This window comes from Mycolicibacterium septicum DSM 44393, assembly GCF_000455325.1.
Classification (GTDB): Bacteria; Actinomycetota; Actinomycetes; order Mycobacteriales; family Mycobacteriaceae; genus Mycobacterium; species Mycobacterium septicum.
The window spans coordinates 180,590-206,000 of record NZ_HG322954.1 but is presented as its reverse complement, the minus strand read 5'-3'; the positions used below and the strand labels follow the sequence as shown (position 1 = coordinate 206,000).

Annotated in this window: 27 protein-coding genes and 1 pseudogene; 7 read left to right on the top strand and 21 right to left on the bottom strand. The window is 65.2% G+C overall.

Annotated elements, in window-relative coordinates; translation table 11 throughout:
• The first annotated feature begins 129 nt into the window (after positions 1–129).
• Positions 130–264 carry an Imm61 family immunity protein gene (locus TX88_RS33670; protein WP_081289004.1) on the top strand — a complete coding sequence of 45 codons (135 nt, stop codon included), beginning with the start codon at positions 130–132 and terminating at the stop codon, positions 262–264.
• Between the two features lie 58 nt (positions 265–322).
• On the opposite strand, the gene TX88_RS32415 is transcribed toward TX88_RS33670, so the two are convergent.
• Complete coding sequence (locus TX88_RS32415; RefSeq protein WP_065052473.1) at positions 323–586, bottom strand: hypothetical protein; 264 nt, start codon at positions 584–586, stop codon at positions 323–325.
• Between TX88_RS32415 and TX88_RS32410 the strand changes: the two genes are divergently transcribed.
• The gene (locus tag TX88_RS32410) at positions 585–806 is read left to right on the top strand and encodes a hypothetical protein (RefSeq protein WP_044524770.1); all 222 of its coding nucleotides are present in this window, start codon (positions 585–587) and stop codon (positions 804–806) included. The genes TX88_RS32415 and TX88_RS32410 overlap by 2 nt on opposite strands.
• 109 nt (positions 807–915) lie before the next feature.
• Here the strand turns inward: TX88_RS32410 and TX88_RS35675 are convergent, their stop codons facing one another.
• From TX88_RS35675 to TX88_RS32375, 8 genes and pseudogenes are all read right to left on the bottom strand, one after another.
• Positions 916–1,419: an acyl-CoA dehydrogenase family protein gene (locus TX88_RS35675; protein WP_074415828.1), complete on the bottom strand. Its 504-nt coding sequence runs from the start codon at positions 1,417–1,419 to the stop codon at positions 916–918.
• Positions 1,311–2,545 (bottom strand): annotated as a pseudogene (locus tag TX88_RS32405) (IS256 family transposase). The gene TX88_RS35675 and the pseudogene TX88_RS32405 overlap by 109 nt, the downstream one beginning before the upstream one ends.
• Positions 2,546–2,644: 99 nt before the next feature.
• Positions 2,645–3,049 carry an acyl-CoA dehydrogenase family protein gene (locus TX88_RS32400; protein WP_044524769.1) on the bottom strand — a complete coding sequence of 135 codons (405 nt, stop codon included), beginning with the start codon at positions 3,047–3,049 and terminating at the stop codon, positions 2,645–2,647.
• A 227-nt stretch (positions 3,050–3,276) separates the two neighbouring features.
• The gene (locus TX88_RS32395) at positions 3,277–4,026 is read right to left on the bottom strand and encodes an SDR family NAD(P)-dependent oxidoreductase (RefSeq protein ID WP_044524768.1); all 750 of its coding nucleotides are present in this window, start codon (positions 4,024–4,026) and stop codon (positions 3,277–3,279) included.
• Positions 4,027–4,099: 73 nt separating this feature from the next.
• The gene (locus TX88_RS32390) at positions 4,100–5,263 is read right to left on the bottom strand and encodes an acyl-CoA dehydrogenase family protein (RefSeq protein ID WP_044524767.1); all 1,164 of its coding nucleotides are present in this window, start codon (positions 5,261–5,263) and stop codon (positions 4,100–4,102) included.
• Positions 5,264–5,407: 144 nt separating this feature from the next.
• Positions 5,408–5,965, bottom strand: a complete 558-nt coding sequence (locus TX88_RS32385) for a PaaI family thioesterase (RefSeq protein ID WP_049925644.1) — start codon at positions 5,963–5,965, stop codon at positions 5,408–5,410.
• Between the two features lie 119 nt (positions 5,966–6,084).
• The gene (locus tag TX88_RS32380; protein WP_044524763.1) at positions 6,085–6,888 is read right to left on the bottom strand and encodes an enoyl-CoA hydratase/isomerase family protein; all 804 of its coding nucleotides are present in this window, start codon (positions 6,886–6,888) and stop codon (positions 6,085–6,087) included.
• A gap of 46 nt (positions 6,889–6,934) precedes the next feature.
• Complete coding sequence (locus TX88_RS32375; protein ID WP_044524759.1) at positions 6,935–8,110, bottom strand: acyl-CoA dehydrogenase family protein; 1,176 nt, start codon at positions 8,108–8,110, stop codon at positions 6,935–6,937.
• Positions 8,111–8,228: 118 nt separating this feature from the next.
• On the opposite strand from TX88_RS32375, the gene TX88_RS32370 reads away from it, so the two are divergent.
• From TX88_RS32370 to TX88_RS32355, 4 genes are read left to right on the top strand one after another with little or no spacing between them, the layout of a single operon-like run.
• Entirely contained in the window at positions 8,229–9,830 is a 1,602-nt protein-coding gene (locus TX88_RS32370) for an acyl-CoA carboxylase subunit beta (protein ID WP_044524757.1), read from the top strand.
• Between the two features lie 5 nt (positions 9,831–9,835).
• Entirely contained in the window at positions 9,836–11,869 is a 2,034-nt protein-coding gene (locus TX88_RS32365; protein ID WP_174553747.1) for an acetyl/propionyl/methylcrotonyl-CoA carboxylase subunit alpha, read from the top strand.
• Positions 11,870–11,924: 55 nt separating this feature from the next.
• Positions 11,925–13,079, top strand: coding sequence for an acyl-CoA dehydrogenase family protein (locus tag TX88_RS32360; protein ID WP_044524754.1), 1,155 nt, complete (start codon positions 11,925–11,927; stop codon positions 13,077–13,079).
• 25 nt (positions 13,080–13,104) lie between these two features.
• Positions 13,105–14,658 carry an acyl-CoA synthetase gene (locus TX88_RS32355; RefSeq protein ID WP_044524752.1) on the top strand — a complete coding sequence of 518 codons (1,554 nt, stop codon included), beginning with the start codon at positions 13,105–13,107 and terminating at the stop codon, positions 14,656–14,658.
• A gap of 66 nt (positions 14,659–14,724) precedes the next feature.
• Here TX88_RS32355 and TX88_RS32350 read toward each other — a convergent pair whose 3' ends face one another.
• The 11 genes from TX88_RS32350 to TX88_RS32300 are packed head-to-tail and all read right to left on the bottom strand — an operon-like array spanning position 14,725 to position 23,457.
• On the bottom strand, positions 14,725–15,552 hold the full coding sequence (locus TX88_RS32350; RefSeq protein ID WP_044524751.1) for an SDR family NAD(P)-dependent oxidoreductase: 828 nt from the start codon (positions 15,550–15,552) through the stop codon (positions 14,725–14,727).
• Between the two features lie 49 nt (positions 15,553–15,601).
• On the bottom strand, positions 15,602–17,326 hold the full coding sequence (locus tag TX88_RS32345; RefSeq protein WP_044524749.1) for an acyclic terpene utilization AtuA family protein: 1,725 nt from the start codon (positions 17,324–17,326) through the stop codon (positions 15,602–15,604).
• On the bottom strand, positions 17,323–18,135 hold the full coding sequence (locus TX88_RS32340; RefSeq protein ID WP_044524747.1) for a TIGR03084 family metal-binding protein: 813 nt from the start codon (positions 18,133–18,135) through the stop codon (positions 17,323–17,325). Before TX88_RS32340 ends, TX88_RS32345 begins: the two co-directional genes overlap by 4 nt.
• A 1-nt stretch (position 18,136) precedes the next feature.
• Positions 18,137–18,904, bottom strand: a complete 768-nt coding sequence (locus TX88_RS32335) for an enoyl-CoA hydratase/isomerase family protein (protein ID WP_044524745.1) — start codon at positions 18,902–18,904, stop codon at positions 18,137–18,139.
• 45 nt (positions 18,905–18,949) lie between these two features.
• Positions 18,950–19,420 carry a hotdog family protein gene (locus TX88_RS32330; RefSeq protein ID WP_044524744.1) on the bottom strand — a complete coding sequence of 157 codons (471 nt, stop codon included), beginning with the start codon at positions 19,418–19,420 and terminating at the stop codon, positions 18,950–18,952.
• Positions 19,417–19,908: an FAS1-like dehydratase domain-containing protein gene (locus TX88_RS32325; RefSeq protein WP_174553748.1), complete on the bottom strand. Its 492-nt coding sequence runs from the start codon at positions 19,906–19,908 to the stop codon at positions 19,417–19,419. The genes TX88_RS32330 and TX88_RS32325 overlap by 4 nt, the downstream gene beginning before the upstream one ends.
• A gap of 32 nt (positions 19,909–19,940) precedes the next feature.
• Positions 19,941–20,372 (bottom strand): MaoC/PaaZ C-terminal domain-containing protein, encoded by a 432-nt coding sequence (locus tag TX88_RS32320; RefSeq protein ID WP_044524739.1) that lies wholly within the window; start codon positions 20,370–20,372, stop codon positions 19,941–19,943.
• Positions 20,369–20,824, bottom strand: a complete 456-nt coding sequence (locus TX88_RS32315; RefSeq protein ID WP_044524737.1) for a MaoC family dehydratase N-terminal domain-containing protein — start codon at positions 20,822–20,824, stop codon at positions 20,369–20,371. Before TX88_RS32315 ends, TX88_RS32320 begins: the two co-directional genes overlap by 4 nt.
• Complete coding sequence (locus TX88_RS32310; protein WP_044524735.1) at positions 20,817–21,860, bottom strand: LLM class flavin-dependent oxidoreductase; 1,044 nt, start codon at positions 21,858–21,860, stop codon at positions 20,817–20,819. The genes TX88_RS32315 and TX88_RS32310 overlap by 8 nt, the downstream gene beginning before the upstream one ends.
• Positions 21,857–22,294 (bottom strand): Zn-ribbon domain-containing OB-fold protein, encoded by a 438-nt coding sequence (locus tag TX88_RS32305; RefSeq protein WP_044524733.1) that lies wholly within the window; start codon positions 22,292–22,294, stop codon positions 21,857–21,859. The genes TX88_RS32310 and TX88_RS32305 overlap by 4 nt, the downstream gene beginning before the upstream one ends.
• On the bottom strand, positions 22,291–23,457 hold the full coding sequence (locus TX88_RS32300) for a thiolase family protein (RefSeq protein WP_044524732.1): 1,167 nt from the start codon (positions 23,455–23,457) through the stop codon (positions 22,291–22,293). Before TX88_RS32300 ends, TX88_RS32305 begins: the two co-directional genes overlap by 4 nt.
• A 413-nt stretch (positions 23,458–23,870) precedes the next feature.
• Between TX88_RS32300 and TX88_RS32295 the strand changes: the two genes are divergently transcribed.
• Complete coding sequence (locus TX88_RS32295; protein WP_234792929.1) at positions 23,871–24,158, top strand: VOC family protein; 288 nt, start codon at positions 23,871–23,873, stop codon at positions 24,156–24,158.
• Positions 24,159–24,308: 150 nt separating this feature from the next.
• Here TX88_RS32295 and TX88_RS32290 read toward each other — a convergent pair whose 3' ends face one another.
• Positions 24,309–25,307, bottom strand: coding sequence for a helix-turn-helix domain-containing protein (locus tag TX88_RS32290; protein ID WP_044524900.1), 999 nt, complete (start codon positions 25,305–25,307; stop codon positions 24,309–24,311).
• Positions 25,308–25,411 lie beyond the last annotated feature (104 nt).

The window sequence follows — 25,411 nt, the reverse complement described above, 5'->3', positions numbered from 1 at the left end:
CCAGGCCCGATTGTGCGGGACGGAACGCCCAAAGCCGGGCCCGTCCTCCACGGCTGTGGATGAACAGGCCCGGCTCGGGTCCGGCCTGTGGATAACTACCCCTGCGGGGGCATGTAGTCACGGTCGCGGGTGAGCCTGCTCACGCTCGTCCCTTTGTCGCATTACCTGCAGTGGTCGATCGCCGACCTCAAGAGTTCCTTCCTCAGTTCAGCCGGCACACCATTGCTGCGCCCAGGCGGCTATACACCGCGCGACTACCGCTGAGCGACAAACGGATTACGCTCGTAGCGCGTATCTCGAAATGTGATAGGCGCCGCTGTGGTCAGCCGGTCCAGTAGCGCGCACCGTTGATCGGCACGCAATCGCTGTCGTGACCGCATTCCCCCCGCAGCAGCCGACGCCGTCCGCCCAGTTCGATGAAAATCGCTACATGCGGTCCGTGCAGGTCCAGCGTGTCGGCGACGCGCTCAAGAGTGTGCGATCGAGGGATGAGGAGGTCGACGTGGCGGACAGACATCTGAACGACGTCGAAGTCGGCTCTCGTGGTGGACTCCCCGGTGCGGCGCTTCGTATCGTTCCGGATCATGACCACTTTCGAACCGTCCTTACCGTCCGACGCCGAATCCGACGTGCAGACTGCACAATCCGAGACCGGCTCGCACCGGCAAGGCCGCTCGGCCGCCGACACTGCGGCCAGCGCTGACGAGCGGGAGGGCGCGGCGTCTGCCGTGGACGCAGCGCACGCGGCCAAGGTGGGCGTGTCCCTGCGCAAGCGGCCTCGCGTCGAGGGCGAGCAGGAGCAGTAACAGCCCGGCATCGCCGGTGAGCTCACGCGTTTCGAAACAAGGCAATCGCGACGCCGGTATCGGCCCGGCCGACTCGCGTTGTTCACGTGGGAGAGAACAGCGTTCGGCGTCAGCGAGTGACGTGCCGGCGACTTCCGGCGCTGAGCTCACTCGGACTTACCGGTAATCCGTCGAAATGGAGCGACGCCCGACCTATGGCTCGACCACCGTGATCGTCGAGCGCGGTTCGCGCAATTCGCGGGTCGTTGAGATTGACGTAGAAGGCACTAACCCCGTGAGCACCTGGTCCGCCCGTGCGCGCGAAAACGACACCGGTGTCGGCGACCATCCCCAATGAGATCGAAGTCTTCTCTCCCGTTAGGCTCCAGCCCGCCCCATCCGACTGCGCACGCACCGATAAGTTGGCTGCATCTGAGCCGTGGTCGGGCTCAGTAAGCACCAGCGCGGGGTCAAGTCCCGGGACGTGGTGTAGGACGTCGTCGTGTGATTCTTCGAGGTGATGGTTCAGGCGGTCAGTGCCGCGGGCGTGTCCTCCTGTTCGGTTGGTGAGTTTTGATCGGCACGGGATTTGCTCAGGACGTCGAGGCCGAGGTAGCGCCGGGATTCGGCCCATTCGTCGTGCTGTTCGGCCAGGACGGCGCCGACGAGGCGGATCAGGGCGCCCCGGTCGGGGAAGATGCCGATGACGTCGGTGCGCCGCCGGATCTCCTTGTTGAGCCGCTCCTGGGGGTTGTTCGACCAGATCTGGCGCCAGATCTGCTTGGGGAACGCGGTGAACGCCAGCAGATCCGGCCGGGCCGCTTCGAGGTGGTCGGCGACCGTGGGAAGCTTGTCGGCGAGCGCGTCGACGATCCGATCGTATTGGGCGGCAACTGATTCGGTGTCGGGCTGATCGAACACCGAGTGCAGCAGGGTGCGCACCCACGGCCACGAACTCTTGGGTGTCTTCGCCATGAGGTTGGTCGTGTAATGCGTGCGGCAGCGCTGCCACGCGGCGCCGGGCAGGGTGGCGCCGATCGCGGCGACCAGGCCGGCGTGGGCGTCGGAGGTGACCAGCTTGACCCCGGACAGGCCGCGGGCGGTCAGCGACCGCCAGAACGTCAGCCAGCCCGCCCCGTCCTCAGCCGTGGTGACATCGATACCCAGAATCTCCCGATAGCCCTCCGCGTTGACCCCGACCGCGATCAGGGCGTGCACGTTGACCACCCGACCCTGCTCACGAACCTTGAGCACCAGCGCGTCGGCGGCGACGAACGTGTACGGGCCGGCGTCCAGCGGCCGGGTCCGGAACGCCTCGACGGCGGTGTCGAGTTCCTTGGCCATTACCGAGACCTGCGACTTCGACAGCGACGTGATGCCCAACGTTTCGACGAGCTTGTCCATCCGCCGGGTGGAGACTCCGAGTAGGTAGCAGGTGCCACCACCGTGGTCAGTGCCCGCTCGGCACGTTTGCGGCGTTCCAGCAGCCAGTCCGGGAAGTAGGAGCCCTGGCGCAGCTTTGGGATCGCGAGATCCAATGTGCCTGCACGGGTGTCGAATTCGCGGTGGCGGTAGCCGTTGCGTTGGTTGGTCCGCTCGGTGCTGCGTTGGCCGTATGCGGCGCCGCACAAGGCGTCGGCTTCGGCGCCCATCAGGGTGTGGATGAACGTGGCGAGCAGCTCGCGCAGCACGTCGGGATGAGTAGTGGTGAGTCGTTCAGCCAGCACTGTGGGCAGGTCGATATTGTGGGCAGCGGTCATCGCGTGTGTTCCTTCTTTACTCGAGTGACTTTGGTCGGTCTCTCGAAGAATCACGCGATGACCTTCAATCACTCGGCTACGACACGCCGGGCATCCTGATCAGGTCCGACTCGTACACCACTCTGCTGGACGCAACCCCAGCGCGGATAGGGCGGAACCATTGGCAATCGGCGGTAGCCATCGCGCTAGTTGCTCCTCGCTCGCGTTGGCGAGCAGAATGTCGGCATTGAGGCTGGCGATCAGCAGGATGTAGCACGCGTTGATGTCCGCCCGCGAGATCTCCTCCGCCGCGATTCCGGTTGTGACGGCGTCAGCGTTCTGACCGCCGAAACGCTCGGGAATACGCAGTCCGGTCAGTCCCATGCCCGCCATCTGGTGAACCATTTCCGGGCGCATCCGCGCGGCACGGTCATCGGCCTGATAGTGCGGGGCGAGCACCCGCTGTGCGAAATTGGCGAGTTCACGCCGGAAGGCCTCTTGGTCGTCATCCAAGGCGTAGTGCATGCGCGTCCCTCCAGGGAGTGTGCGAGCGGTGCTTGGCGGCATGGCGTGCCGTGGCGCAATGGTGACACAATGGTGAAGAGCGGCAACGCATTGCGGCCTGGCGATGCAGCCTCAAGTATCGGTGCCGATGGCTTTCCGACAGGCGAGCCCGGTGCAGCGACCGCGCGGAGCCCGGCGGCCTCTCAAGCACGAACTGTACGCTACTGATTGTTCACAAATCAGCCGTATCAGTCGGCCATCGTGAGGCCGCCACTGACGCTGAGCACCTGCCCGGTAATGAAGTCGGCGGCGCCAGATGCGAAGAACAACACCGCGTCAGCGATCTCATCCGGGGTCGCAATACGTCCGAACGGCGTCGCACGTACGAGGCCGTTGCGGATTCTCTCAGGCAACGAGTTGAACAGCGGCGTGTCCGTCGGACCAGGACAAACGCAGTTGACGTTGATCTCGTATCGCGCCATCTCGCGAGCCAGCGATTTCGTGAAGGCGATCACGCCGCCCTTGGTACCCGCATAGACGGTCTCGCCCAGACTTCCAACTCGCCCGGCGTCGCTTGCGATGTTGACGATCTTCGCCCGCGCTCCTTCGGCGAGTAGGGGTTCCAAGAAGGCTCGTGTGAGACGCACGGGACCGAGGAAGTTCACGTCGACCAGCATCTGCCACAACGCGTCCTCGTTGGACATGAAGGGTTCGACAACGTCGAAACCAGCGGCGTTGACGATGACGTGTGGCAGACCCAGGGTGGAAACAGCCTCGTCGCGCAGGGTTGTGATTTCGCCAGCGTGGGCCAAATCGATGACGAAGGCTGTAGCGCCTGCCGCCTCTGCAACCGCAGTCGCTCCAGACGCGTCGCGGTCTACCACAGCTACTCGAGCACCGGCCTCCGCCAACTTCATTGCAACCGATCGCCCGATCCCAGACGCAGCGCCGGTGACGACGGCGACGTTGTCATCGAATCGCACGGAACACCTCCCCATATCGATGTGCCGAGTTTCGCGATTGGCTCGCGTCGTCGGCGCCGTTTCCCTTGATCCAGTCCGTAGCCGGTCTCTACAGCGAACGGCTGATGATCTCCTTCATGATTTCGCTGGTTCCGCCGTAAATCTTGTTCACTCGGGCGGCGGCGTACGCGCGGGCGATGGGGTACTCCATCATGTAGCCGTACCCACCGAAGAACTGAACACATCTGTCCACGACGGCGACCGCCTTGTCGGCAGCTACCAGCTTGGCCATCGACGCTGTCGCAGCATCGTTCTTGCCGTCGATGTATTGCTGGATGCAGTAGTCGACAGTCGTTTTGATCGACAAGACCTCCGCTTTCAACTCAGCCAGTTCGAACTTCGTGTGTTGGAACTGGATCAACGTCTTACCGAATGCCTCCCGCACTTTCGTGTACCGCAACGCATCGAGAACCGCGGCCTCTGCCATGCCCGCGCACGATGACGCGATGATGAGCCGCTCGCGTGCAAGTTGTTCCATGAGCTGAAAGAAACCACGGCCCTCGTCTTCGCCGAGCAGGTTAGCAGCTGGAACCCGCATCTCGGAGAAGAACATTTCACGGGTGTCCTGCCCGTGCTGTCCGACTTTCTCGAGTACGCGCCCGCGTTCGAACCCGTTCAAACCCCGGTCGGTCTCAGCGACGATCAGCGACACCCCCGCTGCCCGTTGAGACGGGTTCGTCTTCGCCACGATCACCAGAAGGTCACAGTGGGTTCCATTGGAAATGAACGTCTTCGACCCGTTGATGCGGTAGTGGTCTCCGTCTCGAACCGCAGTCGTCTTGACGGCCTGCAAATCGGAACCCGTCCCGGGTTCGGTCATCGCGATGGCCAAGACCTTGTCTCCGCTGATGATGCCGGGCATCCAGCGCCGCTTCTGTTCATCGTTCGCATACGCGTTGATGTAATGCGCGACGATCGGCGAATGAACCAGCCAACCCGTCGACGTATCGCCGGCGAGTGCGAGCTCTTCACCGATCACGGCCGAGAGTCCGAAGTCGCCGTTAACCCCGCCGTACTCAACCGGAAGGTCTACCCCCAGTAGGCCGGCTCGGCCCATCTTGTTCCAAAAATCGCGATCGACATGACGCTGCGCAGCCCAACGTTCCTGGTGGGGCGTCGATTCCTTGCGAAAGAACTCTGTGGCGTGCTTGCGGAGTTCGCGGTGCTGATCGGTTTCCCAGGTAGCGCGGTAATCGGGGAACAACTCTGACACGGCTACCTCACTCAGGTCGGCGATCGATCAGACTGCCGCGAATCGAAGGCTCGACACTATCACGGAAGTCATTGCGCTACAGCGTTTCCCGTTGCCCGATTGGGAAGGTTGTTCGCGGCGACGCACCGACGCTGCCCGCTGCCGTCAGCACGCAGCGGTGCGTTCGTTCAGCTTCTCAACTGGCGGGACACCAGGGTCGGCCGATGAGCACCGTTCGATGTCGAGCCATTGCCGGAACCGCCCGTAATGCTCGGTGGGGTCTCGTTCGACGAAGCGCGCCCGAGCATGGCACAGCACGGTGTCGGAGTCCGGCAGCAGGATCTCCGCCCGGACAATCCAGTGACCTCGCTCGTCACGTGATTCCGGCCAGGCGCGGATGCGCAGTTCACGCTCCAAAGGGACTGGCCGACGGAACTTGACCTCCATTTCGGCGGTGACAGCCAGCACCGCCGCGGCGATCGGCACCGCGCCGCACGCCTCGTCCAGCGCACCCATCACCGAGCCGCCGTGCACGACGCCCCCGGCTCCTTCGTGCTCCGGCGTGAACCACGCCGTGCCTTCGACTGCATCGCCCTCAGCGACGCGGTGCAAGCGCATGCCGAATCGGCACCGGTTCATGGGCCGGCAGCCCATGCAGAGGAGTTTGCCGTACTCGAGGCTGAACAGTGGCTCGTTGGCCTCGGACCGCGTCGGCGTATTCATGAGCGAAAGGTATCAACCAAGTCGTTCACTCCGCTCGGCACGAGCCGTGATGTTAGTCACGGTTAACCTTCGCTAAGGCGCGGCACCGTCGTCCTTTGCCGTAGCCCTCCTCGGTGCGCTCAACTCTCCGACACCGATGGGAACTTCGGCGCGCGTTTCTCCTTGATCGCCATCGCTCCCTCGATGACGTCGTCGTCGAAGAAGTTGAGCATCTCGAACCCCAGGGAGGCCTCGAAGATCGGCCCGGCATTTCGGATCCAGTGATTCAGCGAGCGCTTGGTCCAGCGCAGGGCGTACTGCGGGCCGTTGGCGAGTCTCTCCGCGGTCTCGAGCGCAGTCGGCAGGACGTCATCTACCGGCCGGCACAACGACACCAGTCCAATTCGCTCGGCCTCCTTGCCGTCGACGAAATCGGCGGTGAGGAGGTAGTACTTGGCCTTCGCCATGCCGCACAGCAACGGCCAGACGATCGCTGCGTGGTCGCCGGCACCGACCCCGAGCCGTAGATGGCCGTCGGTGAAGCGCGCGTGCTCTGCGGCGACGGAGATGTCGGCCATGAGAGCGGCCGCCAGGCCGGCGCCGACCGCGGTGCCATTGATCGCCGAGATGATCACCTTCTCGCAGTTGACGATGTTATAGACGATGCCGGCGGCCTCTTTCGCGATCTCCGCCATCTGCTTGAAGTCCTTGGCCTGGTCGAGCACCATGTCGAGGTCGCCGCCCGCAGAGAACGCCTGACCAGCTCCCGTGATCACCGCTACGCGGGTCGTCGGATCGTCGTCGACCGTCTTCCACACCACACTGAGCTCGTGATGTAACCGCTTGTTCGCGGCGTTGAGTCGCTCGGGACGGTTGATGGTGATCAGCAGAACGCCGTCCGACGGGCGTTCGAAGATCAGGTACTGGTAGTCGTCGTAATTCACCGATGTTCTTTCTTGTAGGAAGGGCGAGTTGGCGAGGTACGCGCGTTCACAGGCCAATCTGTTTGGCGATGATCTCCTTCATGATCTCGGTGGTGCCGCCGCCGATGCCGAGGATGCGCGAATCGCGGTAGTGGCGTTCGACTTCGCTCTCACGGAGGTAGCCCATGCCGCCATACAGCTGAACGGCGGTATCGACTGCGAGGTCGCATGCCGCGACGGCGGCATTCTTAGCCATTGACACCATGCGCACATCTGTATCGCCTGCGACGATGCGGTCGACGGCGGCACGGGTGTAGGTGCGTGCCACGTCGACGGCGGTAGCCATGTCGACGACCTTGTGGCGAACCACCTGACGGGTTGACAACGCCCGCCCGAACGTCTCGCGCTGCTTCACCCACTGCAGGGTGAGGTCGAGGCAGCGCTGCGCCGTGGCATAGCACTGTACGGCGATGAAGGCGCGCTCGACTTGAAACTGCTGCATGATCTGGATAAAACCGCTGTTCTCGGGGCCGACGAGGTTGCCTGCGGGGACCCGCACGTCGGTGTAGCCCAATTCGGCGGTATCCGAGCACCACCAGCCCATCTTCTTCAGCTTGCTTGAGACGGTGAATCCCGGTGTTCCGCGCTCGACGACGAGCAGCGAGATTCCGCCTGCGCCAGGGCCGCCGGTACGCACGGCCGTCGTCACGAAATCTGCGCGGACCGCCGACGTGATGAACATCTTCGCTCCGTTGACGATGTAGTGATCGCCGTCGCGAACCGCGGTCGTGCGGATCCCCGCGACGTCGGAACCGGTGTCGGGTTCGGTCACGCCGAGGCTGCCGATCTTCTCGCCGGCGAGAGTGGGGGCGACGAACCGGCGGACCTGATCCGGATCTCGGTGGGCGGCCATGTGCGGCAACGCGATGTTGTGTGTCAACAGGCTCGCCAGTACCCCAGACGAGCCTCCGGCCATCATCACGCCCTCGGTGAGCAGGACGAGGTCGCGCAAGTCGCCGCCGGCGCCGCCGACTTCCTCGGCGAACCCGATGCCGAGCAGGCCCGCCCTAGCTGCGCTGCGGTGCAATTCGCGTGGTAGCTCTCCGGCCTCCTCCCATTCGGTGACGTACGGGGCGATCTCCTTTCGTGTGAAAGCCTGCACGAGATCGGTCAGGGCACGGCGCTCCGGTGTCTCCCACGGGCTTACCACCTCGGTACCCGACTGCTCGTCCAACTGGGTCATCGCGATGCTCCTCCTGCTCGACCCGGGGCATGTCCTGCCACGGTTGTCACCCGTCGTTAATTGTGGCTAACATTACCGCGTCAGCAGATCGGCGTCGATGCTCGCTCGGAGGAACACCTTGGTCCACGTCCTACCCGATCACGTCGATGCAACGGCTCCCGGCTACCTCGAGAACCGCGACGGCCTCAGCGCTCAACTCGACGCCATAGCGGAGCAGCTGGCGCAGGCCAATGCTGGTGGCGGACCGAAGTACGTTGCGCGACATCGCAAACGGGGCAAGTTGCTCGTTCGAGAACGCATCGAACTCCTGCTCGATCCCGACACGGCGTTCCTCGAACTTTGCCCCTTCGCCGCATGGGGCACCCGTTTCCCCGTCGGAGGCAGCGTGGTGGTCGGCATCGGCATCGTCGAGGGAATCGAGTCGATGATCATCGCTCACGACCCCACCGTGCGCGGAGGCGCATCGAACCCGTACACGTTCCGAAAAGTGTTCCGCGGCATGGCTATCGCGCGGGAGAACCGACTGCCCATCATCAACATCGTCGAGTCCGGCGGTGCCGACCTGCCCACACAGGCAGAGATCTTCGTGCCCGGCGGACAACTGTTCCACGACCTGACTCAGCACAGCGCGGCAGGGTTGCCGACCGTGGCGTTGGTCTTCGGCAATTCGACCGCGGGCGGTGCCTACATCCCTGGCATGTGCGACTACGTCGTGATGGTGCGCAACCGCTCCAAGGTGTTCCTCGGCGGTCCGCCGTTGGTGAAGATGGCCACCGGAGAGGTCTCCGACGACGAATCGCTCGGCGGCGCCGACATGCACGCCCGCACTTCGGGGTTGGCCGATTTCATGGCCGAGGACGAGCAGGATGCGATCCGCATCGGCCGGCGCATCATGGCGCGGCTCAACTGGCGGAAGTGCGGCACCGGGCCCACACTGCCGCCGCACCCGCCGAAGTACGACCCCGATCAGCTGCTCGGTATCGCGTCGGTTGATCCGAAGGTGCCCTTCGACCCGCACGACGTCATCGCCCGAGTGGTCGACGGCTCGGCCTTCGACGAGTTCAAACCGCTGTACGGCACGTCACTGGTCACCGGCTGGGCCTCGATCCACGGCTTTCCGGTAGGGATCCTCGCCAATGCGCGGGGCATCTTGTTCAGTGAGGAGGCCGAGAAGGGCTCGCAGTTCATTCAGCTGGCGAATCAGATCGACACGCCCCTGATCTTCCTGCAGAACACCACCGGGTTCATGGTGGGCGCCGAATACGAGCAGGGAGGCATCATCAAAGACGGCGCGAAGATGATCAACGCCGTGTCGAACAGCACTGTCCCGCACGTGACCATCACCATGGGCGCGTCGTACGGTGCCGGGAACTACGGCATGTGCGGTCGGTCGTACTCGCCGCGGTTTTTGTTCGCGTGGCCCAACTCGAAGTCGGCGGTCATGGGTCCGGCCCAACTGGCCGGAGTGCTATCCATCGTGGCGCGCGAGTCCGCCGCCGACCGGGGGCTGCCCTTCGACGAGGACGCCGACGCCCAAATGCGCACCGCCGTCGAGGAACAAATCGAGCGGGAATCCGTGGCTCTGGCCAACAGCGGTCGCCTCTATGACGACGGAATCATCGATCCTCGCGACACGCGGACGGTTCTCGGTTTCTGTCTGTCCGTCATCCACAACGGCGAAGTTCGTGGCCAGCGCGGCTACGGCGTCTTCCGGATGTGATGACGATGCCGAAGATCTCCAAGGTACTGGTTGCCAACCGTGGCGAAATCGCGCGGCGAGTGTTCCGCACTTGCCGCGATCTCGGGATCGCCACGGTGGCCGTCTATTCCGACGCAGACGCCGACGCGTGGCATGTTGCCGACGCCGACGAGGCGGTACGCCTCCCCGGCTCGTCCCCCGCCGAGACCTACCTCGACATGTCACGGATCGTCGCCGCAGCCTCGCTTACCGGCGCCGACGCCGTTCACCCCGGTTACGGCTTCCTGTCCGAAAACGCCGCGTTCGCGCGGGCCTGCGCCGCCGCCAACCTGATCTTCGTCGGCCCACCGGCCGAGGCGATCGACGCGATGGGCTCGAAGTTAGCGGCCAAGAAGATGATGTCCGACGCGGGTGTTCCCGTCCTCCCCGGTGGCGACACGACGGGCCTGTCTGCCGAACACCTCGCGAAGTTGGCCGCCGACGTCGGCTACCCAGTCCTGGTCAAGGCCAGCGCTGGCGGTGGCGGCCGGGGTATGCGCGTGGTCACCTCGCCAGATGAGCTTGAGGAGGCGGTGGCCTCCGCCTCGCGTGAGGCCGCTGCCGCGTTCTCCGACGGCACCGTCTTCATCGAGCGATACATCCAGCGCCCGCGACACGTCGAGATCCAGGTCATTGCCGACACGCACGGCAACGTCGTCTCCCTGTTCGAACGCGAGTGTTCGGTGCAGCGGCGCCACCAGAAAGTCATCGAAGAAGCACCGTCCCCGGTCGTCGATGAGGAGTTGCGTGCACGGATGAGCGAGGCCGCCGTCGCTGCCGCGCGCGCGGTCGGGTACGTGGGCGCGGGCACGGTCGAGTTCGTCTACGACGTGGGACGGGACGGCACAGGCGGCTCCTTCGCCTTCCTCGAGATGAACACCCGGTTGCAGGTCGAGCACCCCGTCACGGAGCTGGTCACGGGCCTCGACCTGGTGCGGGCCCAGCTGCTGGTTGCGATGGGGCGAGAGCTGCCCGACGAGATGCACGACGTGCGAGTTCGCGGTCACGCAGTCGAGGCCCGTCTGTGCGCCGAGGATCCAGCCGACGACTACCGGCCCTGCACGGGGACCCTGCGCACCATGGATGTTCCTGCGCTTGCCGGGGTGCGGATCGATTCGGGATTCCGCGCCGGTTCGGTCGTCGGCCACCACTACGACTCGCTGCTCGCCAAGGTCATCGCGTGGGCACCGACGCGCGAGGAGGCTCTCTCCAGTCTCTCGGCGGCGTTGGCCGGTGCCCGTATTCACGGCGTCACCACCAATCGCGACCTGTTGGTGCGAACCCTCCGCCACGGCGAGTTCGCAGGACGCGGCACGGACACCGGGTTCCTGCAACGGCACGACGTCGCCGAACTCGGCGCGCCTCTGGCAGACTCACACGCTGAGAGTCTGCACGCCATCGCGGCGACCGTGGCCGGCGTGGCCGCTCGTCGTGCCGTCGCGCCCCTGCAAGCGTCACTGCCAGCCGGATGGCGAAACAACCCCTCGCAACCGCAAACAACCACCTGGCAAACGCATGCCGGGCGCGACATACGCGTCGGCTACACCCTGCATCCGACGGGAACGTGGTTGAGCGTCGATGACCAATCGGCGACCGACGTCGAGGTGGTCGTGGAGAGCACCGATCGCGTCGTGCTGAGCGTGGGCGGAGTGCGCCGAACGTTCGACGTACTCATCGACGACGATCTCGCCCATGTCGACTCGGTTCTGGGCTATACCGCCTTGAGAGTGGTGCCGCGCTTCGTCGACCCGAGCACGTTGACCCCGCCGGGTTCGCTCACCGCACCGATGCCCGGATCGGTGATCCGACTACCAGTCGCTGAGGGCGAAACGGTGTCGGCCGGACAAACGCTTGTCGTCCTCGAGGCGATGAAGATGGAGCACACCGTCGCCAGCCCGATCGACGGCGTGTTGAGCGCCCTGCCGGTCGAAGTCGGCCAACAGGTTTCCTCCGGTGATGTACTCGCCGTGGTCGAAATGGTGGGGGGCGGTGACGTGGCGTCCAACGCCACACAGCCCTAAATGAATCCGGCGCGCTGCCGGTCAGTGGCGCGTCATCAGCGATGTGAGGAGCGTCATGGAACTGCACGAAACGGTGGAACGCCAGGATCTGCGCAAGGCGGTTGCCGAGGTCGCCAAGGATTTCGGACACGAGTACTACCTCGAGAAATCGCTGGCAGGCGAGAAGAGCACCGAGTTGTGGCAGGCGGTGGGGAAGCAGGGTTTCCTCGGCGTGAACCTGTCCGAGGAGTACGGCGGCGGCGGCGGAGGCATCTACGACATGCAGATCGTCGGTGAGGAACTCGCCGCGGCAGGCTGCCCGCTGCTGATGACGGTCGTTTCGCCGACCATTTGCGGAACGATCATTCAGGCCTTCGGCAGTGAGGAACTCAAGCAACGGTGGCTGCCCGGTATCGCGAGCGGCGAGACCATCATGGCCTTCGCGATTACGGAACCGGATGCGGGCTCGAACTCGCACAACATCTCCACGACCGCCAAACGCGACGGTGACGACTGGGTCGTCAACGGCACCAAGTACTACATCTCCGGCGTCGACGAGGCCGAGGCGATCTTGGTCGTGACGCGTACGTCGACCAATGACCGTGGTCGCGGCCTCTTGAGCCTCCTCGTGGTGCCCGCCGATGCACCTGGGCTGACCAAGTCCCTCATCCCGGTTCAGGCAGTCACTCCGGAGAAGCAGTTCACTCTCTTCTTCGATGACGTCCGTGTGCCGGTCGGCAACCTGATCGGCGCGGAGAACGAGGGCCTGCGCCAGGTGTTCATGGGCTTGAACCCCGAGCGGATCATGGGCGCAGCGCTGGGCAACGGCATCGGCCGTTACGCGCTCGACAAGGCCGCCAACTACGCGCGTGAGCGGAGCGTGTGGGGTGCGCCGATCGGATCTCACCAGGGCGTATCTCACCCGCTCGCCCACGCCAAGATCCAGGTCGAACTGGCGCGCTTGATGACCCAGCGCGCCGCCTCCCTGCACGACTCAGGCGACCCCGGGTCGGGTGAGGCGTCCAACATGGCGAAGTACGCTGCTGCCGAGGCGGGCATTCTGGCTCTCGATCAGGCGATTCAGACCCACGGCGGCAACGGGATGGCCACCGAGTACGGCCTCGCCACGCTATGGGGTCCGGCACGACTCATGCGAACTGCGCCGATCAGTCGCGAGATGATTTTGAACTACGTCGCACAACACAGCCTGAACCTTCCCGCGTCCTACTGAGCACCTACTGGCGAGAGCAGATCACATGCAGCGCGGCATCGGTCACTGGGTTACCCGACGTTCCTTACTCAGTGGGGGGCGCACGGCTTTGGTCAGCGGCGGTCAGCACACCACCTATGCCGACCTCGATCGACGCACGAACCAGGTGGCCGCCGCACTCGTCGCGCTCGGTGTGCGCAGGGGTGACCGTGTCGCGGCGCTGCTGGTCAATTCGGTTGAGTTCATCGAGGTGCTGTTCGGCTGCGCCAAGATCGGCGCTATCACCGTGCCGCTCAACGTGCGGTTGGCTGCACCCGAGATCGGCTACATCTTGGCCGACTCAGGAGCTGACGTTCTCATCTTCCAGGGTCAGTTAGCTGCGCAGGCCACCGGCGCCGTCACCGAACTAGGGGTCCGTGTGCGACACCTCGTGCGTGCCGGAGGAGTGCCCGCGCCGGGCGAGGACGCCTTCGACGACCTGATCTCGGGCGCAGCATCCGAATCGGTCGAGTGTGACGTCGACGGCCGGGACCCCGCATTCGTCATGTACACGTCTGGGACGACCGGCCGACCCAAAGGTGCGATTCTCACCCACGACAACCTGCTGTGGAACGCGATCAACGTAATGGGCACCGACATGGGTTTGCGGGGCGACGACGTCACGGTCGCGGTGGCACCCATGTTCCACATCGGCGGCTTAGGAGCGCATACACTTCCGCTGCTCTACGTCGGCGGCACCAGCGTCATCATGCCGTCGTTCGATCCGCGCGCGACACTGCAAGCCATGTCCAGCCACCACGTCACCATCCAGTTCATGGTGCCGGCCATGTGGGCTGCTCTCACGCAGGTGCCCGAGTTCGACTCCTTTGACCTGTCCGCGCTGCGTTACGCCATGGGCGGCGGGTCGCCGGTCCCTCTCACTGTCATCGATTTCATGCGTGAACGTGGTGTGCCCTTCACCGAGGGATTCGGCATGACCGAAACCGCGCCGATGGTGACCGTTCTCGACGCTGAGAACGTCAGCAAGCGTGCCGGATCGATCGGCCGCGTGGCGATGCACGTCGACGCCCGCATCGTAAACGACCACGACCACGATGTGGCCACCGACACCGTGGGTGAGTTGATTGTGCGCGGCCCCAACGTGTTCGCCGGTTACTGGATGAAGCCCGACGCGAGCGCTGAGGCGTTCCGCGGTGGCTGGTTCCACACGGGCGATCTCGGGCGCATGGACGCGGAGGGGTACATCACCCTCGTCGACCGCAAGAAGGACATGATCATCTCCGGTGGCGAGAACGTCTATCCGATCGAGGTCGAGCAGGTGCTGTTCCGCCATCCAGCCGTGCTCGACGCCGCTGTCATCGGCGGCAAGGACGCTAAGTGGGGAGAACGCGTGGTCGCCGTCGTCGTCGCCGAACCTGCAGTGGAGGCGCCGAGCGTCCAGGAGATGATGGACTGGTGCCGAGAACGGCTGGCGCACTTCAAGTGCCCGCGCGACGTGCACTTCGTCGACGAGTTGCCCCGCAACGCTACCGGCAAACTTCTCAAGACCGAATTGCGCAAACGGTTCGCTGGTATCGAGGGTGGAGTCGTCCTGCGCTGAGCGCGAATCCGAGCGGATAAGCCAGGGGGCGCGCGATGGCCGGGAAACGAGCGGCCAGCTGAGACGTCAGGCGTTGAAGCCGCCGCCGCAGATCACGACCTGCCCGCTGATGTAGTCCGACTCGGGAATGCACAGGAGGTAGACGGCACCCGCGCCATCGGCTGGCGTTCCGGCCCTGCCCAGCGGAATGGCGCGTTCCATGGTCGCGAGAAGATCGGGGTTGACGCCGACCGCGAGCTCACGACCCTGGATGTCGATCGTCCCGTCGCCACCGGCGGGAGTTTCGGTGAGGCGCGTGCGGATGAGGCCGAACGCCACCGCATTGACGGTGACGTTGTAGCGGCCCCACTCCTTCGACATCGCCTTCGTGAGCCCGAGGATGCCGGCCTTTCCCGAGGAGTAGTTCGCCTGACCGGCGTTGCCCCCTGTACCCGCGATCGAGGAGATGTTGACGACCTTGCGGCAACTCACGTCGCCCGCTTCGCGTTCCTTCTTGACCGCCGCGCTGATCACCGGCTGGGCAGCGCGAAGTATCCGGAACGGCGCTTTCAGGTGCACGTCGAGGATCGCATCCCACTGCTCGTCGCTCATTTTCTGTACCACCGAGTCCCAGGTGTAACCGGCGTTGTTGACGATGATGTCCACTCCGCCGTACTCATCGACGGCCGTCTGTACGAAGCGTTCGGCGAAAGCGTCCTCGGTGACGCTGCCGGCGCACACGACCGCGGTGCCACCGGCGGCTTCGATCGCGGCCACCGTCTCGTTCGCCGGCCCGGCGTCGAGGTCGTTCACGACCACCCTGGCGCCGTCGCCTGCTAGCTTCTCGGCGATGGCGCGTCCGATGCCGCGCCCCGACCCGGATACGAGCGCGATCTTGCCGTCCAGCTTTCCCATGTTGGGTTCGACCTTTCCGTAGGGGTACCACCGCGCCGTGCCGGACGTTTCAGTGTGTGTCGAGCAGCGATTCGGGGACGTCCACCTCACGGGACCGCACGTACTCCCCGAACCCCTTTGCTTGCGCGTCCGGGCGGGTCGACGATGCGACACCATCGCCGAGCAGGCCGTACACCACCACGTTGAGCGCACGTAGATTCGGCAGTTCGAAGCGCTCGATGGGCAGGTGCGCCGTCTCCGGCCCGAGCAGTGTGCGCAGCCGCTCGACGCTGAGGTAGGCGCACGCCCACGCGTACCCAGGGTCATCCCGTGCCCACAGGCCGAGGTTAGCGTTGCCGCCCTTGTCTCCGGACCGCGCGCCGAGTACCCACCCGAGCGGCGCGCGACGTGTCGGCCCGGTGGGTGCGGGCGTATCAACAGGCGCGGCAGGCTCAGTCGAAGGCGCTACACCCGTGGGCGGGTCGGGGATCACGTGCCGTGTGCCGTCGGCATCGACGAGGACGTGCGTGAGGGCCGTGCGTGGCACGTAGGCCGGTCGGTAGATGCCGAAGGCGGTCTCCGAGGACGGCGGCGTGGTGGTGTGGAAGCCGGCGAATCCGGCCAGGGCGATCTCCATGATTCCGCCGGAGAACGCCCGGCCCACCTTGCGCGGGTCGGCGTCCTTCACCGTCACACGCAGGTGCGCGCACGCCTGCTCGTTCGTCGGTGCATCGGCGACGTCGAAACGCAGCAGTCGCACATCGACTTCGTCGAAGGCGTCGCGCCCACCGAGAACGTCGAAAAGCTGCTGTTCAGCGAACGCCGCCTTCTCCTCGATGTCGAGGCCGGTGAGCACCATGGTCATCGAGTTGCGGAATCCGCCCACCTCATTCAGCGCGACCTTGAGCGTGTCGGGCGGGGGACTGCCTCTGGTGCCGCTGATGCCGACACGGTGCTCACCCTCTTGGTTCAGGCGGACGGTGTCGAAATGGGTCACCACGTCGGGGCCGAGATAGGCGGGTTCGGCGATCTCGTAGAGCAGCTGGGCGGTGACCGTCCCGACAGAGACCAGCCCCCCGGTGCCGGGATGCTTCGTGATCACCGATGAGCCGTCCTCGGCGACCTCCGCGATCGGAAACCCCGGATAGCGACGGTCTGTGACCTCGTCCAAAAACGCGTAGTTTCCACCCGTCGCCTGCGGGCCGCACTCGATCACGTGCCCGGCCACCACGGCACCCGCGAGTCGATCCCAGTCGTCGGGAGCCCAGTTGTGCCACCAGGCGGCGGGACCGACCACCAGCGATGCGTCGGTGACGCGGCCGGTCACGACGACGTCAGCGCCGGAGCGCAGCGCCTCGGTGATGCCCCAGGCACCGAGGTAGGCATTGGCCGACACCGGTTTCGTCTCGCCGACGGGCGGCGTGATCGCGTCGAGGCTACCGCGCAGGTCATCGCCCTCGACGTGCGCGATCCGCGCAGCAAGGCCGAGACGCGCGGCCAGCTCCCGCAACGCGGTCGCTAGGCCAGCGGGATTCAGCCCGCCCGCGTTCGCGACGACCTTGATACGACGGTCGAGGCAGGTGCCCATCACCTGTTCCATTTGGGTGAGGAACGTGCGAGCGTATCCGCCGTTCGGATCCTTGGACTGGGCCTTGGCCAAGATGAGCATGGTCAGTTCGGCCAGGTAATCGCCGCACAAGACGTCGATCGGGCCGCCCTCGACCATCTCTCGGGCCGCGGCGATGCGGTCGCCGTAGAAGCCGGAACAGTTGCCGATGCGGATCGGGCCGCTCACCGCGACACCCCTGCGAACTGGCCCGCGGCACGCCCCCCGCCAGGCGGCCCGGCGAAGGCCTGCGCGATGGAGAGCCATTGATCGGCGATGGAACCCTCGGCGATCAGGGACGTGTCATCACGGTGGCGGCGCTGCGTCACCAATAGGCAGAAGTCCAGCGCGGGCCCGCTCACCCGAGCGTCGGCATCAGCCGGCCCCCACGTCCAGACGGTACTGTCAGGGGCTGCCAACTCGACGCGTATCGGGTCGGTGCGGGGATCCAGACCATTGGCCAGGAAGCTGAACGCGCGCGCACCCACCCCGATGTGGGCTACGTGCCGCAGCCGTGCCGTTGCCTCCCTTGCCGCGCCGAGCGCGTCGGCGACGTCCTGGCCGTGCGCCCAGGTTTCCATGAGCCGCGCGGTGAGCGACGAGACCGCGCTCATCGGCGGGCCGAACCACGGCAGGCGCGCCGCCGGCTCGATGCCCGCGAAAGTGTTCACCAGCGCGGCGCGCGACGCGTCGAACCACGCGAGGACGTCCGCGGCCGGCATGAGACGGTACCGCGCGGCGACGACGTCGGGTGAGATGCTGTCATCGGCCATCATTGGGAGGTACTCGCCGCTGAACCCCTCCGGGTCCGTGGCCGAGCGCACCGCCACGTCGTCGAAGAAGGCAAGGTGGCTGATCTGGTCGCGGATGGCCCACCCCACTGCCGGAGTCGGCGCGTCCCAGCCCTGCGAACCTTCGGGAAGAGGCGCGACCAATGTGCGTAGTGCGGCCGTCTCCGCTTCGATGTCGGTGATAACCGACTGCATCGTCACCGCCATGTCAGCGTCCCTTCCATTGCGGAGCCCGCTTCTCGCGGAACGCAGTCGGGCCCTCCTGCGCATCGTCACTCAGGTAGACCGGCTCCCAGATCTCGTCTGCCAAGTCGTAGGCCGCAGCGAGATGATGCTGTGCCGAGAGGTACACGGTCCGCTTGGATGCGAGCACAGACAGCGGAGCGTTCGCGGCGATCCTGAGCGCCAACTGCTGAGCACGCTCACGCAACTGCTGGGCCGGTACCACCTCGTTGACCAAGCCGACCTGGTGGGCGCGTTCGGCGGTGATCGGGTCGCCAGTCAGCAGTATCTGCATGGCGATGCGGGGCGGCACCAGCCACGACAGGGGCGCCGCCCAGGGCGACCCGCGACCCACCTTGACCTCGCTGACCGCGAACGTCGCGTGTTCGGCGGCCACCACCAGGTCGCACTGCTGTGCGAGCAGGAAGCCGCCGGCGAACGCGATGCCGTTGACCGCCGCGATCGTCGGCTTCTCGACGTCGATGTTGCGGCCGAACTGAGGAGCGAAGTCCTTCGGCGGCACTCTGAGCGCGTTCTGCGCCATCTCCTTCAGGTCGCCGCCCGCGCAGAACGCCTTCTCACCCGCACCGGTGAGGACGAGCACCTTCGCCGCGTCGTCGTCGTTGAAGCGGCGCACCGCGTCGAACAGACCTGTGCGTACGGCATTGTTGAGCGCGTTGCGCGCCTCGGGGCGGTTGATCGTCAGCCAGGCCACCCCGTCGTCGACCTCGTAGTGAATCGGTTGCTCGCCCACTGGTCCTCCGCTTCTCTTAACGTTGCTGCGGACGCGTTCGGTGGTTCACGTCGCCGCCGCGCCGGTTTCTGCGCCCAGTTCGACGGTGGCTTCGCTGGGCACACAGGGGCCGTCCTCGCTGGAGACCAGCAATTCGAGGTCGACAAGGTACCGCCCTCCGTCGTCACGTTTGCCGACGACCTTCCCGCTCAGGGTCGCGGTTTGGCCGGGATAGATCGACCGGATCATCGAGATCGTGCGACGGCGGATCAGCGCGTCGGGACCGGCCCACTCGTTGAGGCCGCGGTCGATGAAGCCGTGGAAGAAGAGGGTCGACAGGTAGATCGTGCGCTGGCCCTGGCTCCGGGCGTACTCCGGGTTGTGGTGGCCGGGGAACCAGTCCCACGTTGAGGCCGCGTTCATGCAGATGCGCTTGTACGTCACCTCGAGGGACACCGTGGGCAGTGAGTCGCCGACGGAGACCTCGTCGAACCGCAGGGCGGGACGCGCGGCCGCTCCCGTATCGCTCGAGTTCACGTCGGCTCCCCGTCCGCGTCGGTGTCATACCGGAACAGCACGTTGGTGTTGCGCCCGATGATCTCGCCGTGCTGATCGGAGAAGGTGCTCACCGTCGTGATGAAAACGCCGGTTCCCACCCGCGTCGTCTTGGGTTCGGAGATCGAGGTCACCTCCTCCACGATCGACACGTGATCGCCTACGCGGGGACGGCGTTCGAACTCCGTCGTCGTCGAGGCGTTGATGATGTGGTGGCCGGGAAGCGGCACGCTGAGCGCCAGCAGCATGTCCGTGCGCGTGAAGTGCTCCGGCGCCCACTGCGGCGCGAAGCCGAGGGTCATCAGCAACCCCGGCGGGCAGTCTTCACCCTCCCAATAGCTGGGGTTGGCATCCTCGACGAGCGAGCAGTAGTACAGCACCATCGAGCGGTCGATCGGGAACCACGCACGCCGCGGTTCCGTGCGATGGCCGACCCACGCCCGGCCCTCTTCGAAGGTCCCGAACGTCATCCCCAGGCCGGTGACGTCGCTTATCGGAGTACTCACGAAGCCACCACCACAATCGCGTTCGCCCGTATCGCGGTGTCGCCGGTCTGGCGTGAGACGTCGAGTTCGACGTCAGCTAGCCGTTGGCCGCCTGATTCTCGTACACCGGTCACCCTGCCGGCGAAGGTGAGCACATCGCCGGGCCATACCTGCCCGGTGAACCGAACCCGGAACGATCGGATGTTTGCCAGTCCCACCCAATCGGTCAGTCGTTGGGCCAACATGCCGCCGTGCAGCAATCCCATACCGAACACCCCGGGCATGCCGGCGGCACGGGCGAACTCCTCGTCGTGGTGGATCGGGTTGAAATCGCCGCCGGCACCGGCGTAACGGACGATGTGTGAGCGCGTCAGCGGACCGAACCGTGAAGTCGGCATCACGTCGCCGTCGGCCAACGCCATCGGACTGGAGGGCATGGACGTCGTCACTCGGAGGCCCCAGTCTCGATCAGGACGTCGGTCTGACGGACGACGAGTTCTCCGCATCTATTGGTGAAGTCGGTCTCGATGGTGACCATCGTCATGGTGCCACCGCGCTTGCCCTCTCTCTGAGTCACGTTCACGACTCGCCGCGTCTCGGTCAGCTCGTCGCCAACGAGCACGGGCGCGAAGTATTCCCAGCCGCACTCGCCGTGCAATACGCGTCGCAAGTCAAGTCCGAGGGCGCTGAGCATGTCGGCGTCGGAGCGCCAGTGAGCCGCCGAGACGACGAACGTCGGGGGCGCGGGGACCGCGCCGAAGCCGGCTTCGCGGGCGGCTGCGGCATCCAGGTATATCGGGTCGTGGTCGTCGAGGGAGAGCGCGAACTCGCGCACCTTGGAACGGTCGATCGGGAACGTCGTGGTGCCGAGCTGCCTGCCTATGAGTGAGGGGTCAGCCATTGTTTTCGCCCTTCCCGCCGGTGAGCGTCGGCGCACATTCTCGGATGAGGCTGCCGAGGTTCTCGGCGATCCGTTCGGGTGCGAGCCCGATCGATGGTGAGTAAAGAACGATGTGGTCCAGAACGCCCTCGTAGCGGCGCAACCCGTCGCGAACCTCGGCGGCGGTGCCCGCCACGGCCATCGCGTCGATCATGTCGTCGGTGACGGCGGCGAACATGGCAGGCAGGTCGCGCCGTGCGAACGCCTCGCGAATCGCCGCTCCCTGTCTGGCGAATCCACTCACATCAAGAACGTGTTCGTACGACTTCACCGAGGAGTAGAACGCGATCTGCTGCGCGGCCTCACGACGCGCGACCTGCGGGTCGTCGTGCACCGAGCAGATGACCATGGAGACGATCTCCACGTCGGATGGATCGCGTTCGGCGCGTTCGGCACCGCGGACGACCGCAGGCCGGGCGACCTCCTCGACATAGGCCGTCGTGAACAGCGGATGGCCGGCCAAGCCGTCGGCGACGCGCCCGGCCACCTCGCACATTCTCGGACGCACACCAGCGGTGATGATCGGGATCGCTCGCTTCGGCGGCGCGACATCGCCAGTGGGAACGAGGTTGATCCGGTAAAAGCGCCCTTCGTGGTTCACAGGGCCTTCATGGAGGTTCCAGATCCGTCGGACCAACGGAACCAGTTCCTCCATGCGCAGGGCGGGTGACGAGGTGTCCCCGACACCGTGCCAGTCGCTCATCATGCGGCGTGTGCCGTTACCGAGGCCGAGGACGACGCGCCCTCCTGAAAGCTCGTCGAGGTCGCGCGCCTCGGTGGCCAGCACGAGCGGACTTCGTCCGACGCCGTACAGGATCGACGATCCCAGGCGGCAGTGCCGCGTTCGCGCGGCCATCGCGGCCATCGAGATGGAGCCGGAGCGCGAGTAGAACTCGGACGCCCAGGCGGCGTCGAATCCGGCGCGGTCGGCGGCCTCGGCAGTCTCGACGAGGGTCGCCAACTCCGCACCGAGCACGGAGACGCCGTAGGTGCTCACGACGCCGCCGGGCTGAATCGCACCAGCCCGAGGTCTTCGTTCACGTGCTCGAACACTGCGCGCACTCGCGCGCCGATGACGGCGTCGTCGGGTGCCACATCCTCAAGACTCGCCAACAACTGCGGACCCTCATCGAGCCGGACGAGCACGACCACGTACGGCTCGCTGCGTGGAAACGAATCCCACGGAGGGCGGTACACCGGCGCGAAACTTAGGATTTCTCCTGTGCCCGCCGCGGTCTCCCAGGCCAACTCGACATCGTGGCAGACGGGACACACCAGTCGGGGGTAGAGAAACGGGTGGCCGTTCGCACACCGCTGGAAGACGAGGTCGCCCCGGGCCCCCGCGGCGAAATAAGGACGGTTCACGTCGGTCAGCGGCGGCAGCGCCTCGGGATCGTGCAGACCGTCGAGAGAACTCGAAGCTGCGGTCATGACGCCCCCTCCATCACCATGCTGACGTGACTGCACAGCATCGATCCGTAGCTGTGCACGAACGCGGTGTCCGCGCCCGAAACCTGACGGCGCTCGGCGCGACCGGATAACTGCCAGTAACCCTCGAGGATTTGCGAGATGCCGGAGGAGGTCCCGGTGTGGCCGAACCGGATCAGGCCGCCGTCGGTGTTCACCGGCAGGTCGCCGCCGGGATCCGCGCGGCCGTCACGGTAGAAGTCTCCGGCACCTCCGGGCTTCACGAAACCCGCCTCCTCGAGAATCATCGCCGGGTTGGACGCGAAGGCGTCGTAGAGCAGGGCGACATCGACGTCGGCCGGGGTTCGCCCGGAGTGCTCGAACGCCATCGGGCCCGACCTAGCGGCTCCGGTGCGACCCGGCCGGGCCAGCGACGTCAGGAAGCCGTGAGTGTGGCCCTCCCCGAAGCCCAGCACGTGGACGGGCCGGTGCTTCCCCTCGCGGGCGCGACGTGCGGAGGCCAGCACCAGTGCGCCGCCACCCTCGCAAGGAATCGAGCAATGGTAGAAGTGGAACGGCCCGGCGATCGGCCGAGAGGACATCACGTCGTCGACGCTGAGGCGTTCAGCGTTGTGCGCGATCGCTGCGGGGTTCAACGCGGCCCAGCGGTCCTGCGACACGGTTACCTCGGCGATATCGGCCTTACCCTGGCCGGTTTCGTGCATCCACGCTTGGGCGATCAGGCCGTAGAGCGTGGGAACGGATGGTCCGTAGGGCATTTCGAACGCGTGGTCGCTCACCAGCGACATGAGTTCGCGTCCGCCGTCGCGGATCGGCGGGAATTTGCCCGCCGACACGACCAGCACCGTCTCCGCCTCGCCTCGGGCGATGACGTTACTCGCCATGCGCGTCATCGCGAGATGGGTGCCACCGCCGAGTTGGCAGGTCATCTGAAGCTTCAGATTGTGCAGACCGAGGTAGTCCATGAGGTCCTCGGACAAGAAGATGGAACCTTCGTTCGTCATCGGCCCGGCGCACACGAGGCCGTCCACTTCGTCAGGGGCCACTCCCGCGTCGGCGAGCGCCGCCACCGCGGCGCGAACGTGCATCTCGGTGGACGTGTAGGGGACTTTCCTGCCGGGAGTCAGTTCGGCGGCACCGATGATGGCCGGCTGGTCGTGTGGCATCCGCGCTCCTTTCGACGTTCCATTTCAAGCGAAGATCCTACGTGAACGGTGGTTAGCATAGCGTTTGCCACGCGGCGGGGTAACCCCCGTCCGCTTTCTCGCATCGTCAACAGAGTGTGGATCCGAAAACCGTTGCGCCCGTGGTGGAAATGATGGCGGTACGCACATCTTCCGGTGGATCCGACAACCAAGCCCGGCCCGTGGTCGGTTGTCAGCCGTCTTTCACATCGACAGGGATTTCTCACGGCCACAACCCCAAAACTCTGGTGACGCAGTGACCGAGAACCGGGTGAACCGTGTTTAGCCGTGGGCGACTGCGGGAAATGCGCCAACATGCCGGTGTGGAACCATCACATCGTTCTCGCGACTGACAGCGAGGCGAGCGCGCGCTACTACTGGCGCGCGTTCTCGGTTTGGAGCAGCCGGTGAAAATCGGGCACTTCGCGGTCGTCAAAGTGGGCGCGGACACCACGCTCGACTTCATCGACGCAAACGGTGAATTCGACAAGCAGCACTATGCGTTTCTGGTGACCGAGCAGGAGTTCGACGAGATCCTCACGCGCGTCAAAGATCGTGATCAGCCCTACTGGTCCGACCCCGTGCACGACCACCCGAATTCGATCAATCACTGGGACGACGGCCGGGGAGTGTACTTCGACGACCCGGACGGGCATAACCTCGAAATCATCACCCGTTCGTAAGGCAGCGGAGGCACCGAAGCCGAGCACGTGCACCCCCTCCTCGCGCCCGTTATCGAAGACACCGACCGGGACGGCTAGATGCGGTAGGACGAGACGACCACGGAGTGCACTTTCTCGTCAGCGTGGCGATTTCATAAGTGCCACAACACGTCAAGCTCTCCTGAAATAGCTCGGGGAACGGCCGGTCCACCGCTTGAAAGCGTGTGTAAAGTTGGTGACGTCGTTGTAGCCGAGTTCTGCTGCTACTTCGCTGATCGAGACCGAACGATCGAGGAGTCGCACCATCGCACGCTCCCGCATGAACGACTGGCGCAACTCCCGGAAGGTTGTCCCCTCGTCCGAGAGACGTCGCTTCAGCGTGCTTGTCGACATCGCGAGCTCGTCCGCGGCGTGACTGCTGCTCGTCTGTGCGGGCTCCCTCTCGAGCAGTTCTCGTATCTGTTCCGAGAACGAGGCGTCGCGTTGTCGGTCGAGCGTTCGCTGCAGATCGGCGACGGCGATCCGGTACGCAACAGGATCCGGGAAACGACATACCTCGTGCAGCGCATCCGCCGGTACGTGAATGTAAGACGTAAGAGCGTTGAAGAAGAGGCGTCCACTCAACAACTTCCCGTCGATCGCCCACCCGGCCGGAGCTGAATGGCTCAGGTGCAGTTCGACACTCGGCACGGCACCCGCGAGCATGTCCAGTAGACGCAACAATGCGAGCCCGCAGTAGCTGACGGCAAGGCAGTTCAGGCCGACGTCACCCGTGCGACCAGTCAGTCCTATCGTGAGACCGTGATCGGTCGAGTGGAACGACGGGCTGAGGGCGGTTGTGATAACCGGCAGATACGCAAGCAACTCGACGACTTCGGCAACCGAGCCCGCACTGACCAATGGCACGCTGAGTGCTCCGAATGACGTTAGTTTCGCTTGCCCACCGAACGCGAGACCTAGACGTGTGCCCTGGTCACAGTGGAAGTCGGGATAGATCTCTGTGAACCATCGCAACGGGACCTGCGCGTCGCGGCCCACCAACATCGACTCCGTGACGTGCTCTCGAATCATGATGCGCCGGAGTGCATCGACCGAGTCCCGGCTCAGCGCGTCACTATCGAGCATTTGCAGGAATGCCAGTGCCGGCATGCCCGACTGATCGAGCTCCACGTATCCCCTCGTCTGAGCTAAAAACACAACTCTTTGACTCCTGGAAGCCTAGCGATGCCATCCGGGCTCGACAACAGTGGGATGAGGATCACACGCGAAGCGAG

Coding starts and splice junctions, on each gene's coding strand:
- TX88_RS32305 (WP_044524733.1), bottom strand. CDS start 22,294: ATGACCGCAGCTTCGAGTTCTCTCGACGGTCTGCACGATCCCGAGGCG.
- TX88_RS32375 (WP_044524759.1), bottom strand. CDS start 8,110: ATGACCCAGTTGGACGAGCAGTCGGGTACCGAGGTGGTAAGCCCGTGG.
- TX88_RS32385 (WP_049925644.1), bottom strand. CDS start 5,965: ATGAATACGCCGACGCGGTCCGAGGCCAACGAGCCACTGTTCAGCCTC.
- TX88_RS32395 (WP_044524768.1), bottom strand. CDS start 4,026: ATGGGGAGGTGTTCCGTGCGATTCGATGACAACGTCGCCGTCGTCACC.
- TX88_RS32365 (WP_174553747.1), top strand. CDS start 9,836: ATGCCGAAGATCTCCAAGGTACTGGTTGCCAACCGTGGCGAAATCGCG.
- TX88_RS32325 (WP_174553748.1), bottom strand. CDS start 19,908: ATGACGTTCGGGACCTTCGAAGAGGGCCGGGCGTGGGTCGGCCATCGC.
- TX88_RS35675 (WP_074415828.1), bottom strand. CDS start 1,419: ATGGGCCGAATCCCGGCGCTACCTCGGCCTCGACGTCCTGAGCAAATC.
- TX88_RS32410 (WP_044524770.1), top strand. CDS start 585: ATGACCACTTTCGAACCGTCCTTACCGTCCGACGCCGAATCCGACGTG.
- TX88_RS32350 (WP_044524751.1), bottom strand. CDS start 15,552: ATGGGAAAGCTGGACGGCAAGATCGCGCTCGTATCCGGGTCGGGGCGC.
- TX88_RS32400 (WP_044524769.1), bottom strand. CDS start 3,049: ATGCACTACGCCTTGGATGACGACCAAGAGGCCTTCCGGCGTGAACTC.
- TX88_RS32300 (WP_044524732.1), bottom strand. CDS start 23,457: ATGCCACACGACCAGCCGGCCATCATCGGTGCCGCCGAACTGACTCCC.
- TX88_RS32355 (WP_044524752.1), top strand. CDS start 13,105: ATGCAGCGCGGCATCGGTCACTGGGTTACCCGACGTTCCTTACTCAGT.
- TX88_RS32340 (WP_044524747.1), bottom strand. CDS start 18,135: ATGGCGGTGACGATGCAGTCGGTTATCACCGACATCGAAGCGGAGACG.
- TX88_RS32360 (WP_044524754.1), top strand. CDS start 11,925: ATGGAACTGCACGAAACGGTGGAACGCCAGGATCTGCGCAAGGCGGTT.
- TX88_RS32315 (WP_044524737.1), bottom strand. CDS start 20,824: ATGGCTGACCCCTCACTCATAGGCAGGCAGCTCGGCACCACGACGTTC.
- TX88_RS32415 (WP_065052473.1), bottom strand. CDS start 586: ATGATCCGGAACGATACGAAGCGCCGCACCGGGGAGTCCACCACGAGA.